The 14,108-nt window shown below is 39.4% G+C and carries 11 protein-coding genes and 2 tRNA genes; 5 read left to right on the top strand and 8 right to left on the bottom strand.

What is annotated here, in order from left to right:
* Positions 1 to 152: 152 nt before the first annotated feature.
* The 8 genes from glnE to orn all read right to left on the bottom strand — a co-directional run bounded on the left by glnE (position 153) and on the right by orn (position 8,925).
* A complete protein-coding gene (glnE, locus tag HMPREF3279_RS03845) occupies positions 153 to 3,086 on the bottom strand; it encodes a bifunctional [glutamate--ammonia ligase]-adenylyl-L-tyrosine phosphorylase/[glutamate--ammonia-ligase] adenylyltransferase (RefSeq protein ID WP_083327158.1) in 2,934 nt (977 codons plus the stop codon).
* Between the two features lie 3 nt (positions 3,087 to 3,089).
* A complete protein-coding gene (gene miaA, locus HMPREF3279_RS03840) occupies positions 3,090 to 4,043 on the bottom strand; it encodes a tRNA (adenosine(37)-N6)-dimethylallyltransferase MiaA (protein WP_070868130.1) in 954 nt (317 codons plus the stop codon).
* 1 nt (position 4,044) lies between these two features.
* Complete coding sequence (gene mutL / locus HMPREF3279_RS03835; protein ID WP_070868129.1) at positions 4,045 to 5,892, bottom strand: DNA mismatch repair endonuclease MutL; 1,848 nt, start codon at positions 5,890 to 5,892, stop codon at positions 4,045 to 4,047.
* Between the two features lie 8 nt (positions 5,893 to 5,900).
* Positions 5,901 to 7,514, bottom strand: a complete 1,614-nt coding sequence (locus HMPREF3279_RS03830) for an N-acetylmuramoyl-L-alanine amidase (protein WP_070868128.1) — start codon at positions 7,512 to 7,514, stop codon at positions 5,901 to 5,903.
* 11 nt (positions 7,515 to 7,525) lie between these two features.
* Positions 7,526 to 7,996 carry a tRNA (adenosine(37)-N6)-threonylcarbamoyltransferase complex ATPase subunit type 1 TsaE gene (tsaE, locus tag HMPREF3279_RS03825; protein WP_070868127.1) on the bottom strand — a complete coding sequence of 157 codons (471 nt, stop codon included), beginning with the start codon at positions 7,994 to 7,996 and terminating at the stop codon, positions 7,526 to 7,528.
* A 116-nt stretch (positions 7,997 to 8,112) separates the two neighbouring features.
* Positions 8,113 to 8,188: transfer RNA gene (locus HMPREF3279_RS03820), tRNA-Gly, on the bottom strand.
* A gap of 19 nt (positions 8,189 to 8,207) precedes the next feature.
* Positions 8,208 to 8,283 (bottom strand) — tRNA-Gly (locus HMPREF3279_RS03815).
* Positions 8,284 to 8,376: 93 nt separating this feature from the next.
* A complete protein-coding gene (orn, locus tag HMPREF3279_RS03810) occupies positions 8,377 to 8,925 on the bottom strand; it encodes an oligoribonuclease (RefSeq protein ID WP_070868126.1) in 549 nt (182 codons plus the stop codon).
* A 76-nt stretch (positions 8,926 to 9,001) separates the two neighbouring features.
* Here orn and rsgA point away from each other — a divergent pair, with 76 nt between their 5' ends.
* The 5 genes from rsgA to manA all read left to right on the top strand — a co-directional run bounded on the left by rsgA (position 9,002) and on the right by manA (position 14,090).
* The gene (gene rsgA, locus HMPREF3279_RS03805; protein ID WP_070868125.1) at positions 9,002 to 10,039 is read left to right on the top strand and encodes a small ribosomal subunit biogenesis GTPase RsgA; all 1,038 of its coding nucleotides are present in this window, start codon (positions 9,002 to 9,004) and stop codon (positions 10,037 to 10,039) included.
* Between the two features lie 153 nt (positions 10,040 to 10,192).
* On the top strand, positions 10,193 to 10,450 hold the full coding sequence (ptsH, locus tag HMPREF3279_RS03800) for a phosphocarrier protein Hpr (protein ID WP_005695633.1): 258 nt from the start codon (positions 10,193 to 10,195) through the stop codon (positions 10,448 to 10,450).
* Between the two features lie 79 nt (positions 10,451 to 10,529).
* Positions 10,530 to 12,257 carry a phosphoenolpyruvate-protein phosphotransferase PtsI gene (gene ptsI, locus HMPREF3279_RS03795; protein WP_070868124.1) on the top strand — a complete coding sequence of 576 codons (1,728 nt, stop codon included), beginning with the start codon at positions 10,530 to 10,532 and terminating at the stop codon, positions 12,255 to 12,257.
* 59 nt (positions 12,258 to 12,316) lie between these two features.
* The gene (gene crr, locus HMPREF3279_RS03790; RefSeq protein WP_049374055.1) at positions 12,317 to 12,817 is read left to right on the top strand and encodes a PTS glucose transporter subunit IIA; all 501 of its coding nucleotides are present in this window, start codon (positions 12,317 to 12,319) and stop codon (positions 12,815 to 12,817) included.
* A gap of 73 nt (positions 12,818 to 12,890) precedes the next feature.
* On the top strand, positions 12,891 to 14,090 hold the full coding sequence (gene manA / locus HMPREF3279_RS03785; RefSeq protein ID WP_070868123.1) for a mannose-6-phosphate isomerase, class I: 1,200 nt from the start codon (positions 12,891 to 12,893) through the stop codon (positions 14,088 to 14,090).
* Positions 14,091 to 14,108 lie beyond the last annotated feature (18 nt).

Raw genomic sequence — 14,108 nt, 5'->3', positions numbered from 1 at the left:
GCTGAAGAGCTTGGGGTTTTTGTTTATGGAGTTTAGTTAAAGATTACTTTGACAATATAAGTGCGGTAGGAAATTAGGCTATTTTTACGCAAAGAATAAATATATAAAAAGGAATTTATCCCAAATATCTAGGGACAGACTCCTTTAATCTTTTAAGAAAAGAGCTTATTCCAGAAAGAACAAACAAATTCCCTTTCTTCTGCAAATGCCGAATCATCAACAATGACAGGATTTCCTAGTAAGTTCAGGTGATGAATTTTATTACGTAGTGTCACGTAGCAGGATTTGAGTTTTTCACATTCTGTTAGAGAAATAATATGATATTCTGCCATTGAATCAAAGATTCGGACGTTATCAGACCATTTAGTTAATATTGGATTAGCTGGAGCATTTGCGAGCATCAGATATTGGGCGATAAATTCAATATCGGTAATGCCGCCACGATCTGTTTTGATATTAAAGAAGCCTTCTTTTGTGTGAGATAAATGTTCGTACATTTTTTCACGCATGTCTCTTACTTCAATTTTTAGCTGATTAATATTTCTTTGAGCCGAAAGTACATTACAGCGAATTTTTTCAAATGCTGCTTTTAATTCAGTTTCTCCAAAAATGGCACGGCTACGGACAAGTGCTTGCTTTTCCCAAGTCCATGCTTCATTGAGTTGATAGTTTTCAAATGCTTGAAGCGAACAGCCTAGTAAGCCCGCATCGCCTGAAGGTCGTAATCGCATATCAACATCGTAAAGTACGCCTGCACTAGTATTCATGCTGAAAATACTGACAATTTTTTGAGCCAATCTTAAATAGAATTGATTGCTATCAATGGATTTTTTCCCTCCAATAGTTTGGCCTTCAACCGCTTGGTATAAAAAGACTAAATCCAAATCGGATTTATACCCGAGTTCAATTCCGCCTAATTTACCGTAGCCAATGACTAAAAAGCCTTTTTCTGTTTTACCTACTAGATGTTCCGGTACACCAAAGCGTTGACTAACTTGTTGCCAGGCAAAATTGACAACGGCATCAATACTTGCTTCAGCCAGATAAGTGAGATGATCGCTCACTTTCATAACAGGCAATACGCCGAGAATATCGGCGGCTGCAACACGTAATAAAATAGACTGTTTGAATTGGCGTAAACCGTCAATAAATTGTTCTTCATCATCTTGCGGTAATCGCAGCATATATTGCTTCAATTCATCAGGATACTGTGTGAACGGCAATGGATTACGTAGCGCTTCAGTATTTAATAATTCATCGAGTAGAATAGGATAGCGAGCCACTTGTTCGGCAATCATCTGGGATTGCGCACATAGTTCAATAAGCTGCTTAATGGCTTGAGGATTTTCTAAGAGCAATTCCAAATAAGTCGTTCTACTCGCAATTTTATCGACAATGTTGAGGATGCGTGGCAATAAAGTGCGGTAATTTTTTTGTTCAAATATTTGAGTGAAGATATTTGGTAATAAGTGAGCTAGAACTTCTCGACCTCTAGAGCCAATAGCACGGCGCGCAAGCCCCTCTTTGAATTGAATAAGTTTATCTAAGATATCGGAAATTGCGTCATCATCAATGTGATTATCAACCAACATTTGTTCAATGTCATCAAGATCACTTTCTAAAAAATCAATCCACTGATTATTGTCATCGGTACGTTCATCTTTTTCTTCACCAATTAATGCATCAAAAACTGACCGCACTTTTTGTTGGTGTGCTTGTAGTATTTGATAGAAATCATCCCAGTTTTCAATTGGATAAGATTTTATCGTAGGCTGATTGTTCTCATCTAAGTAAGTGTATTTTCGACAAGCGATCATTAATCTAAGACGATTTTCTTCATCTGTTGGGAGAAGTTGCGTCTGTTGATCATCAATAGCTTGTAGCACGTTTTCAGTGCGACGAAGGAAGATATAAGCGTCTCTTAATTCATGATATTGTTGAGGCGTAATTAAACCGAGATCCCGTATTTCGGGTAGAAGTTTAAGCAATTCATGTTGTTGGAGTTTAATCTCGCGGCCACCACGAATCAGTTGAAAAACTTGCACAATAAATTCGATTTCTCGAATCCCGCCTGCGCCTAGTTTAATATTGTCTTTTAAGCCACGACGACGTACTTCACGCTCAATTTTACCTTTCATTTCACGTAAAGCTTGAATCACACTAAAATCAATATAGCGTCGATACACAAAAGGACGAAGTAATTGTTGTAAGGTTTTTACATTGGGATCTTGTGCATCAGCGCCTAAAATACGCCCTTTGATCATAGCATAGCGTTCCCAGTCTCGCCCTTGATCTTGGTAATATTGCTCCATCGCAGAAAAACTTAAGGCAAGCGCACCGCTGTCGCCAAAAGGGCGAAGGCGCATATCTGTACGATAGACAAAGCCATCTGGCGTGAATTGATCTAAAGCATTGATCAGACGTTGTCCTAAACGCGTAAAAAATTTGGCGTTATCAACAGCTCGTCTTGCACCAACGGTTTCTCCCTGTGAAGGGTAAGTAAAAATTAAATCAATATCAGAGGAAAAATTTAGCTCAAAACCACCTAATTTTCCCATGCCAAGAATATAGAGTTGCTGAGGGTTGCCATTTTCATTACAAGGTGTGCCCATTTCTTCGCAAGCTTGTTTATACAGCCAATCTCTCGCACCGATGATAAGACTCTCAGCAAGTTGAGAAAGACGAATAAAAATTTCTTCTACGGTGGCAAGATTCAAGCTTTGACAGAAACTGAGTTTCGCTATTTCTTGATTACGAAAATCTCGTAGTGTTTTGTAAAGCTGTTCTTCGTTTTGGATAGTGGAAAGTTGGTCAGCTAAACGGCTAGCATAATGTTGACAATCTGAAAATTGAGGAGGATGTTGCCACCATTGAGCTAAAAAGTGCGGGTGTTTTTTTAAGACTTTTTCCAAGAAATCAGACAGACTGATGGCATAGTTGATTTGTCCGATTGGAGTCGTGAGATCTGTTGCGTCTCGCTCGATTTGTTGGGTTAATTCATCAAGATTCATTTCAGGGAAATATTGGCAAAGCACTTCGCCAAGTTGAATGAGTTTTTCAGTCGAAAGCGGAAGTGAAAGCGCCATAATTTACCCCTTAAAATGTTCGTCAATCTTGCGTAGTACGATTTCTTTGGCTTGTTGCGGTTGCAGACTATCTAGCCAATTTAATGGTGTTTTCCAGCCGCGCAGCCAGGTGATTTGTCGTTTGGCTAATTGGCGAGTCGCACAAATGCCACGGAAGATCATTTCTTCATGATCATAGTCACCTCGTAAATATTCCCACATTTGGCGATAGCCCACACAGCGGATAGAAGGCAAATCTGGATAGAGATCTTCTCGTTGATAGAGTTTTTCCACTTCTTCTTGGAAACCTAATTCGATCATTTTATGGAAACGTTGTTCGATACGTTGATGTAGCAGCGCACGATCTTCTGGAGCAATAGCAAATTGTAAAAATTGATAAGGCAATTCTTCGCCTTTTTGTTCAGTTAATTCCGTTAATGATTTGCCCGTTAAATAGAATACTTCTAATGCACGATTAATGCGCTGAGAATCATTTGGATTGATACGCTCTGCAGAAATAGGATCAATTTTTTGTAATTCTTGATGAAGAGCAGGCCAGCCAAGTTTTTGCGCTTTTTCTTCAATTTCTAATCGTAACTTTTCATCAGCAGATGGAAGGGGGGAAAGTCCTTCAATCAATGCTTTGTAATACAACATGGTGCCGCCAACCAAAAGCGGAATTTTACCTTGCGCGGTAATATCGGCCATTTCTCTGAGCGCATCGTCACGAAAATTCATCGCAGAATAACTTTCAGCGGGATCTAGAATATCGATTAAGCGGTGAGGAGCAAGGGCAAGTTCTTCTTTAGAAGGCTTTGCCGTGCCAATATCCATGCCTTTATAAATTAATGCAGAATCAACACTGATTACTTCCACTGGCAGGCTTTGACGCAATTGAATAGCAAGATCTGTTTTTCCGGAGGCCGTCGGCCCCATCAGAAAAAGTGCGGTTGGTTTGGAGTCAGTTTTTTGTGTCATATTACAAATCAGTTAAAAAAGGCTGCCAGTTAATTGGTTTCAGTAATGTATTAAATTTCTCTTGATGAGCTTTATTCAGTAAGCGTTCCGTTTCACTTAATAAGCCGACTGCATCCGCTAACACCTCAATCGGTTTCATCTCTAGCGTCTGACAAAGTGCGGTCAGAAAATCAGGCATATTTTCTACATGTTCAGCAAGCAGGCTCACCACACATTTTTGTAAGTTTTGTGTACGTAAAATTGCAGGCACTTTATTTAATGTAAGACGTAGCTGAGCTTCATTTTCAATAAATTCAAAACCACTTTGTTGGAAAAAAGCTTTTTGTTTTTGCCATTGTTCAAATTGTTTTTCATCTAAGCGGAAAATAATCGGAATGAGCAATGGTTGTTGTGGAATTTCACCTTGTTGTAAGGTTAATTCATAATTTAAGGCTTGCAATTTAGCTAATGACATCAAATAAAACTGCTGATTTTGTTGTAAAAGCAATGCTTTATTTTCAATTAATGCCAATGCGCGTAAATAGCCTGCATCACTTGTCTGTGGGAGTTGTTGTTCAACGACAGGTGTTGTTAAAAGTTGAGAATTTTCCGCAGGACGTACTAATTCACCATATAAGCGTTGTTCGGTCTTTGTAGGTTGTTCACGATAACCATACGACGGAACGTACTCACTACGGTTTGAAAAGTGCGGTTGATTTTCTGATTGTTTTTCACGAGGCTGATGATAATTCGAGGCGAAAATATTTTGCCCTGCCGCTGCACGATTGGGTTTCGGTTCATAATGGGTTTGATATGAAGCCGAAGGCTCTCTTGCCTCATTCATCGTTGGCACTAAATCCAATTCAGCTTGAGGAATGGCATTGAGCGCGTTTATTACGCCTTGGCAGATAAAATCATGAATTAAACGAGCTTGATGGAAACGTACCTCGTGTTTTGTTGGATGCACGTTGACATCGACATCATGTGGATTAAGGTCGATAAATAGCACAAATGCAGGATATTGCTCAGTATGCAAATGCTCCGCATAAGCTTGACGAATGGCGTGGGTGATCACTTTATCGCGCACCATTCGTCCATTGATATAGCAATAACTTAAATCATTTTGCGAACGGGTAAATTCAGGTGTCGCAACCCAACCAGAAAGATGTAAATCATCATGTTTCCAATCAATACGTAAGGCATGTTGAACAAAATCATCGCCACAAATAGCGGCAACACGTTTTAGTTGTTGTTCTTCATTCGTCGCAGGGCGGTATTGTCGAACAATTTTACCGTTATGTGTGAGCGTAAAAGCGATATTAAATTTCGCTAAAGCAATACGGCGAATGACTTCATCAATATGAGCAAATTCCGTTTTATCGGTGCGTAAGAATTTACGACGAGCTGGCGTGTTAAAAAAGAGATTCGCCACTTCAACCGTCGTGCCGACTGGATGAGACGCAGGTTTGATTGTGGTTTCCATCTCTCGTCCTTGTGCATAGACTTGCCACGCTTCATTTTGCTCTGCAGTACGAGAGGTAAGCGTGAGACGGGAAACCGAGCTGATACTGGCAAGGGCTTCACCGCGGAAACCTAAACTTAAAATGGCTTCGAGATCATCGAGATCGGCAATTTTACTGGTTGCGTGTCGAGCGAGTGCAAGGCTTAATTCCTCTTTAGGAATGCCACTGCCATTATCTCGAATACGAATCAGGCTGGCGCCGCCGTTTTCAATATCAATATGAATTTTATTGGCACCGGCATCAAGGCTGTTTTCCACCAATTCTTTCACCACAGAGGCAGGGCGTTCGACCACTTCACCTGCGGCAATCTGATTAGCCAGCTGTGGAGAAAGAATTTTGATTGCCATAGGATTCCTTATTTTTCTTTAAGTTTGATTTTTTGCCCAGTTACGACTTTGCCGTTTTTCAATGTTGGGTTCAGTTTTAAAAGACGATTAACCGGTACATTGTATTCACGAGAGATAGCATAGATAGTTTGATCGGCTTTCACTGTATGGTAAAGCGGGATTTCTTTCTTGCCATCATCTTTCTTCTCATTTCCTTTTGAAGAGGTGTCTTTTTTATCGTTACTTTTTTTCTCAGGCTCTTTTTTATTCTCAGCTTTTTCTTGTTTTTGCTCTTTTTTAGAAACGGCTTTTTCAGCTTCAACAATTTTGCTGTTTTTTCCTTTGTTATCGGCTTTGGCTTTATCATCCGATTTAGGTTTTTCTTCTACCTTTTTGCCTTTGCCGTTATCAGGAATTTTAATGGTTTCATCCAGCCAAAGTTCTTTACGTTTTAGTTTATTTAATTCAATGATTTCGCTGACTTTTACATCGTATTTGTTCGCCAGGCTACCAATGCTTTCACCTGGTTTCACTTTATGGCGAATACCGCTGTCTTTCACATCAGAAGTGCGGTCAGATTTTTCGGTGTTTTTCTCTTCTTTTTTAGTTGGTTCTTCCGCTTTTTTGCCTTTGCCATTATCAGGAATTTTAATGGTTTCATTTAGCCAAAGTTCTTTGCGTTTCAGTTTATTTAACTCAATGATTTCACTGACTTTGACATCATATTTGTTCGCCAGGCTACCAATGCTTTCACCTGGTTTCACTTTATGGCGAATACCGCTGTCTTTCACATCAGAAGTGCGGTCAGATTTTTCATTGTTTTTATCGTTTGATTTTGTAGATTTGCTGTCTTGCTCATCACTAGGTGGAACGGCAATTGCTTTTAAATTACCATTACGATAAGCAACTAAGCCTTCATAAATCATATAAGCAATACGGCGACGATAAGCAATGGTATTCAGTTTTTGTTCTTCTTCCATATTGGAAAGGAAACCTGTTTCCACCAGAACAGAAGGAATATCGGGTGAACGCAATACGCCAAGGCTCGCATGTTGTGGAGTGCTGCGACTTAATGAGGTCACGCGAGCAAAGCGACGTAAAATGCTGTTACCAAGTTCATAGCCTGTACGTTGGCTATGACCAAATTGTAGATCGAGTACGGTTTGATCTAAATATTTGTCATTGTTATTTGAAAGTACTTTACCTGCACCGCCTAAAAGCTCAGAGCGTTTTTCATCGTCTTCTAACCATTGCCCCATTTCATCGTTGGCACGACGATTGGATAGCACCCAAACAGATGCACCTCGTTGATCTGCATTAAGAGAGGAGTCTGCATGGATAGACACGAGAAAATTTGCTTTATATTTACGTGCAATTTCGGAACGTTCTGGCACGGAAATGTAGTAATCGCTACTGCGTGTTAAAACGCCTTTGAAATTAGGATCTTTATCTAATAAGGCTTTTAATTCTCGCGCGATAGAAAGGGTGACATTCTTTTCATAAATGCCGAGATTTTTTCCGATAGCACCGGGATCTTTACCGCCATGGCCGGGATCAATGGCAATTGTCCATTGTGGCGCGGCAAATACGGTAGTAGAAATTAGAGAAAATATTCCAAAAAGAAACGAAAATTTTGCTTTCATGTAAATCAATTTTATAGTTGCGTCAAAATATGCTCGCCCACTGAGTTTTGAGCAATTAGCGTAATGTTGCGAGCATCGTCGTAATAATCAATATTCACTAGTAAATCAGCCTCAGGCAGAATACCTTCGCCTTTTTCTGCCCATTCGATTAAGCAGATGCAATTTTGGCTGAAATAATCACGAATGCCCATAAATTCCAATTCTTCAGGATCGGCAAGACGATATAAATCGAAATGATAAATCATTTTCCCTGCAATGCTATATTCTTCCACTAACGTATAAGTAGGGCTTTTGACATAGCCTTGGTAGCCTAAACCTTGCACCATCCCACGAGTCAGGGTTGTTTTCCCTGCACCAAGATCGCCATTAAAATAAAGCACAATGGCATTATCTTTCGGTTGTTTTACAAGCACTTCTGCCAGTTTTTTACCAAAACGGAACATCGTGCCTTCATCAGGAATGTATTGGGTTAATTCGGTCATTCTTAGAGTGATTTTTTAGGTTAAAGTTTCTGGGGAATTTTATCGTATTTTGAAGGGAATATGTAGGGAAAATACAATAAAAAAATCCGCTGCTTTTCAGCAACGGATTGAGAATTTGGAGCGGGAAACGAGGCTCGAACTCGCGACCCCGACCTTGGCAAGGTCGTGCTCTACCAACTGAGCTATTCCCGCAGGGCATCATGTGAAAGTTTGGAGCGGGAAACGAGGCTCGAACTCGCGACCCCGACCTTGGCAAGGTCGTGCTCTACCAACTGAGCTATTCCCGCATTTCACATTGGTGAATGAGGCAACATTATACGAAAAAATTTATTCAACGCAAGCGCAGATTTCGCAAATGATTGAGTTTGCCTAAGTTTTCATCAACCCAGATTGATAAAGTGCTCACGGTAGTAAGCTAACTCTTTAATTGATTCACGAATATCATCAAGGGCTAAATGAGTATTGCCTTTTTTAAATCCTTCTAAAATCTCTGGTTTCCAGCGAGAAGCCAATTCTTTTAATGTACTGACATCCACATGACGATAATGGAAATAATCGGCTAAATCAGGCATATATTTATAAAGAAAGCGTTTATCTTGTGCGATGCTGTTGCCACAAATCGGTGAAGCACCTTTTGGTACCCATCGTTTTAAAAAATCTAATGTTTGTAATTCAGCCGCACGTTCGGTGAGTTTGCTCGCTTTGACACGGTCAACTAAGCCATTTGCCGTGTGTGTTTTTACACACCATTCCGACATTTTGTTTAATAATTCATCACTTTGATGCACCGCAATCACAGGGCCTTCCGCTAAAATATTGAGATCTTTATCTGTCACGATGGTTGCGATTTCAATAATTCGTTCTTTTTCAGGATCTAATCCTGTCATTTCTAAATCGATCCAAATCAGATTTTGTTTATCTAATTGCATAATATAAGGTATCCTATGAACATTTTTTAATCTCGTTTATTTTAACGAAAAACATCGGAAAAAACGACCGAACTTTATGAGCAAACGTAAACTCACGCAAAATCAAACTCGTCGAATTCAATCAAATAACGCGAAAGCCTTGCATCGCCACAAGAAGAAAGAAGTGGAATGGCAAGATGATATGCTAGGCGAAAGCCAAGATGGGGTAGTGGTCACGCGTTATTCGGTTCATGCAGACGTAGAAAATGCACAAGGCGAAATTTTCCGCTGTAATTTACGTCGTACACTTTCTAGTCTCGTGGTTGGAGACAAAGTGATTTGGCGGCAAGGCAATGAACAGCTCCAAGGTGTGAGCGGCGTGATTGAAGCCATTCACCCAAGACAAAATGAAATTGCTCGTCCAGATTATTATGATGGGCTGAAACCAATCGCGGCGAATATCGATCGTATTATTATTGTTTCTGCGGTTGTGCCAGTACTTTCACTCAATATTATCGATCGTTATTTAGTGGTGTGTGAAAATGCGGGGATCGAGCCAGTCATCGTGGTAAATAAAGGCGATTTACTGAATTCGGAGCAAGAGCAGGAAGTGGAAAGTCAGTTACAGATTTACCGTGATATTGGTTATCAGACCATCATCATTTCTGCTGAAACTGGAAAAAATATGGAAAAATTGACCTCACTTTTAAGTGATGGAACATCCATTTTTGTGGGGCAGTCAGGGGTAGGCAAATCCAGTTTAATTAACCATATTTTACCAACCGTCAATGCACAAGTAGGCGGTATTAGTGAAACCTCAGGCTTGGGGCAACATACCACAACCTCTTCTCGTTTATACCATTTGCCACAAGGTGGTAATTTGATTGACTCACCGGGTATTCGTGAGTTTGGTTTATGGCATTTGGAGCCAGATCAGATCACCAAAGGCTATCGTGAGTTTCAATATGTCTTAGGTACATGTAAATTCCGAGATTGTAAGCATTTGAACGATCCTGGCTGTGCATTACGTGAGGCTGTCGAAGCAGGTCGGATTTCAGCTATACGCTATGAGAATTATCATCGCCTCATTGAAAGCTTGAGTGAGACGAAATCACAGCGTCATTTTTCTGTATAGTAGACAAATTACTGTAAATTAGGTATAAATTACGCCGAATTTCGTGACGTAGCTCAAGTTTTTTTGTGTTTAGCCTTGATTATTGGGCATTTAATAGAGATACTACAGCGGATTTATAGATTAAATTTTACAATTACTATAAGAGGTAACATTATGTTCTCAAAAGATGTAGAAATTACAGCTCCTAATGGTTTACACACCCGTCCGGCGGCGCAATTTGTTAAAGAAGCTAAAGCATTTGCTTCTGATGTAACAGTGACCTCTGGTGGTAAAAGTGCAAGTGCGAAAAGCCTATTTAAGCTACAAACCTTAGGCTTAACGCAAGGAACTGTAATCACCATCTCGGCGGAAGGTGAAGACGAACAACAAGCCGTTGAACATTTAGTAGCATTAATTCCTACTTTAGAATAATTTACGATTAGCCATAGGATTTCTATTCTATGGCTATTGTTTATCTAACCTTTAATAAATTATCTCGGAAGGTAAAAGTATGATTACAGGTATTCCAGCGTCACCAGGTATTGTTTTTGGTAAAGCCTTAGTATTAAAAGAAGAAAAAATTGTTCTTGATACGCAAAAAATTTCAGAAGATCAAGTTGAGGCAGAAGTTGCCCGTTTTTATGCGGGCCGTGAAGCGGCCGTTGAGCAACTTAATTCTATTCATCAACGTGCATTAAAATCCTTAGGTGAAGAAAAAGCGGCTATCTTTGAAGGCCATTTAATGATCCTTGAAGATGAAGAGTTAGAAGAGGAAATTATTGATTATCTTCGTTCAAACAAAGTGAATGCGAGTGTGGCAGCAAGTAAAATCATCGATCAACAAGTTGAAATGTTGTCTGAAATTGATGATGAATACTTAAAAGAACGTGCAGGTGATATTCGCGATATCGGTAATCGTTTAATCAAAAATATTTTAGGTATGCACATCGTAGATCTTGGTGATATTACCGAAGAATCCATCCTTGTGGCTTACGATTTAACCCCATCAGAAACTGCTCAATTAAACTTAGAAAAAGTATTAGGTTTTATCACTGATATTGGTGGTAGAACATCTCACACCTCAATTATGGCTCGTTCACTTGAATTACCGGCTATTGTGGGGACGAATAACGTCACTGCTCAAGTGAATACAGGTGATTATCTTATTTTAGATGCGGTAAACAACTGTGTTTACGTGAATCCAAGTCAAGCTGAAATTGATGAATTAAAAAAATTAGAAGCAAAACTCACTGAAGAAAAAGCAGAGTTAGCAAAATTAAAAGATTTGCCAGCGGTGACCCTTGATGGTCATAAAGTCGATGTTGTGGCTAATATTGGTACGATTCGCGATTGCGAAGGGGCTCACCGTAACGGTGCTGAAGGGGTCGGTTTATACCGTACAGAATTCCTCTTTATGGATCGTGATCAATTACCAAGCGAAGAAGAGCAATTCATTGCTTATAAAGAAGTGGTTGAAGCAATGGAAGGTCGTCTAGTGGTATTACGTACCATGGATATCGGCGGTGATAAAGAGCTTCCATATTTAAATTTACCAAAAGAAATGAACCCATTCTTGGGATGGCGTGCAGTGCGTATTGCCCTTGATCGTCGTGAGATTTTACACGCACAATTAAGAGCGGTATTACGTGCGTCAGCATTTGGTAAACTTGCCGTGATGTTCCCGATGATTATTTCAGTAGAAGAAATTCGCGAATTAAAATCAGTGCTTGAAACCTTAAAAGCTGAATTGCGTGCAGAAGGTAAAGCTTTTGATGAAAACATCCAAGTGGGTGTCATGGTTGAAACACCATCTGCAGCGGTGAATGCGAAATTCTTAGCGAAAGAAGTGGATTTCTTTAGTATTGGTACAAACGATTTAACGCAATATACGCTAGCTGTTGACCGTGGTAATGAATTAATTTCTCACTTATACAATCCAATGTCTCCTTCAGTGCTCGGCTTGATCAAACAAGTGATTGATGCTTCTCATGCAGAAGGTAAATGGACAGGGATGTGTGGTGAGTTAGCCGGTGATGAACGAGCAACCTTATTGTTACTCGGTATGGGCTTAGATGAATTTAGTATGAGTGCAATTTCTGTGCCACGTATTAAAAAATTAATTCGTCATGTGAATTATCAAGAGGTGAAAGCCTTAGCTGATGAAGCATTACAAAAACCAACCGCTGCTGAAATTGAGCAATTAATTCAAGCTTTTTTAGCAGAAAAATCGTTAAACTAGATACAAAAACAGAGTTTTACGTTAAAATACTAGCCATCTTTAATAGATAGGAGATTAAAATGGGCTTATTTGACAAATTATTTGGTTCAAAAGAAAACAAAACAGTGGAAGTCGAAATTTATGCGCCACTTTCTGGTGAGATTGTGAATATCGAAGATGTACCAGATGTTGTTTTCTCTGAAAAAATCGTAGGTGATGGTATCGCGATTCGCCCAACAGGTAACAAAATTGTGGCGCCTGTTGATGGTGTAATTGGTAAAATTTTTGAAACCAACCATGCGTTTTCAATGGAATCAAAAGAGGGTGTTGAATTATTCGTTCACTTCGGTATTGATACCGTTGAATTGAAAGGTGAAGGATTCACTCGCATCGCACACGAAGGTCAAAGCGTAAAACGCGGCGACACAGTAATCGAGTTTGATTTAGCAACATTAGAATCAAAAGCAAAATCAGTTTTAACACCAGTGGTTATCTCTAACATGGATGAAATTTCATCTATCGAGAAAAAATCTGGTGAAGTGATTGCTGGGGAATCTGTTGTTTTAAGTTTAACAAAATAAGATTTATAGACTAAAAGATCCGCTTTAAATAAGCGGATTTTTTTATCCTTATTCTTTTTTAAAGAAGGTAAAGATGATTTATCGATTAACTGGCCAAGTACAGCATTATGCATGGGGCGGAAAAAACTATATTGCATCATTGATTGGATTACATTCAGCGAAAGATCAACCTTGTGCAGAGTGGTGGTTAGGGGCTCATCCATCAGCACCTTCTGAAATTGAGAATATAACAGGCAAACAATCCCTTATTGAATTTTTATTGCAAAATCCGACCGCACTTGGGCAAGCAAATCGTCAGCAATTTGGCGATGAACTCCCTTATTTGTTAAAGATTTTAGATGTTGAAAAGCCGTTATCGATTCAATTGCATCCGACTAAGTCTCAAGCTGAAAAGGGCTTTGAGGCTGAAAATGCAAAAGGCGTGGCATTAACAGACAGCACTCGGACTTATAAAGATAGAAATCACAAACCAGAAATGATGATTGCTTTATCTGATTTCTGGCTTTTACATGGTTTTAAAACAAAAGCTCAAATTCTTGCCACATTAAATGCGCGCCCCTCTTTGCAACCTTTGGCTGAAAAACTTGACACACAAAACCTTGCTGAATTTTATGCTGATGTAATGTTGGCGGATCAATTAACGCTCACAAATTGGCTATTACCCATTATTGAAGCCAACCAACAGCCTTATAAAAATGGCGAGTTGGCGCTAGACAACCCCGATTATTGGGTGCTTTATACCATGGAAGCTATGGCGATTTCGCCTGAAAAATTAGATGCAGGCTTGGTGTGTTTTTATCTCTTTAATATCGTGCATTTAAAAGAAGGAGAGGGAATTTTCCAAGATGCAGGCATTCCTCATGCTTACCTTCGCGGACAAAACGTGGAGTTAATGGCCTGTTCTGATAATGTGATTCGTGGTGGATTAACACCAAAATATGTCGATATTGTTGAATTATTAAAAATTGTGGATTGTCGCGAAGTAACACCTAAAATTATCTCAGCCGCGCCTCAAAATCAGTCAGAATTTACTTATAAAACGCCAGTAAACGATTTTGCTTTAGCTCAAATTCGTGTCGAACCCGAAAAGCATACTAAAGTAAATCTTCAAAGTGCGGGTATTTTGTTGGTGATGCAAGGCGAGCTGAAAATACAAGAAAAATCAACCGCACTTTCCTTGAAACAAGGTGAGTCAGCATTCATTACAGTGGATTCTAACGTTGAGATAATGAGTGAAAAAGGTGGTTATGCCTTCTTGGCAAAATTACCATAAAAATTAATGTGATAAGTA

The sequence above is a fragment of the Haemophilus sp. HMSC71H05 genome (genome assembly GCF_001838635.1).
Lineage (GTDB): Bacteria > Pseudomonadota > Gammaproteobacteria > Enterobacterales > Pasteurellaceae > Haemophilus_D > Haemophilus_D parainfluenzae_R.
The sequence above is the reverse complement of the archived record's forward strand: the minus strand, read 5'-3'. Positions and strand labels throughout refer to the sequence as shown.

What these genes read in the sequence shown, in the direction of transcription:
- glnE (WP_083327158.1), bottom strand. Translation starts at nt 3,086, where the DNA reads ATGGCGCTTTCACTTCCGCTTTCGACTGAAAAACTCATTCAACTTGGC.
- miaA (WP_070868130.1), bottom strand. Translation starts at nt 4,043, where the DNA reads ATGACACAAAAAACTGACTCCAAACCAACCGCACTTTTTCTGATGGGG.
- mutL (WP_070868129.1), bottom strand. Translation starts at nt 5,892, where the DNA reads ATGGCAATCAAAATTCTTTCTCCACAGCTGGCTAATCAGATTGCCGCA.
- HMPREF3279_RS03830 (WP_070868128.1), bottom strand. Translation starts at nt 7,514, where the DNA reads ATGAAAGCAAAATTTTCGTTTCTTTTTGGAATATTTTCTCTAATTTCT.
- tsaE (WP_070868127.1), bottom strand. Translation starts at nt 7,996, where the DNA reads ATGACCGAATTAACCCAATACATTCCTGATGAAGGCACGATGTTCCGT.
- orn (WP_070868126.1), bottom strand. Translation starts at nt 8,925, where the DNA reads ATGCAATTAGATAAACAAAATCTGATTTGGATCGATTTAGAAATGACA.
- rsgA (WP_070868125.1), top strand. Translation starts at nt 9,002, where the DNA reads ATGAGCAAACGTAAACTCACGCAAAATCAAACTCGTCGAATTCAATCA.
- ptsH (WP_005695633.1), top strand. Translation starts at nt 10,193, where the DNA reads ATGTTCTCAAAAGATGTAGAAATTACAGCTCCTAATGGTTTACACACC.
- ptsI (WP_070868124.1), top strand. Translation starts at nt 10,530, where the DNA reads ATGATTACAGGTATTCCAGCGTCACCAGGTATTGTTTTTGGTAAAGCC.
- crr (WP_049374055.1), top strand. Translation starts at nt 12,317, where the DNA reads ATGGGCTTATTTGACAAATTATTTGGTTCAAAAGAAAACAAAACAGTG.
- manA (WP_070868123.1), top strand. Translation starts at nt 12,891, where the DNA reads ATGATTTATCGATTAACTGGCCAAGTACAGCATTATGCATGGGGCGGA.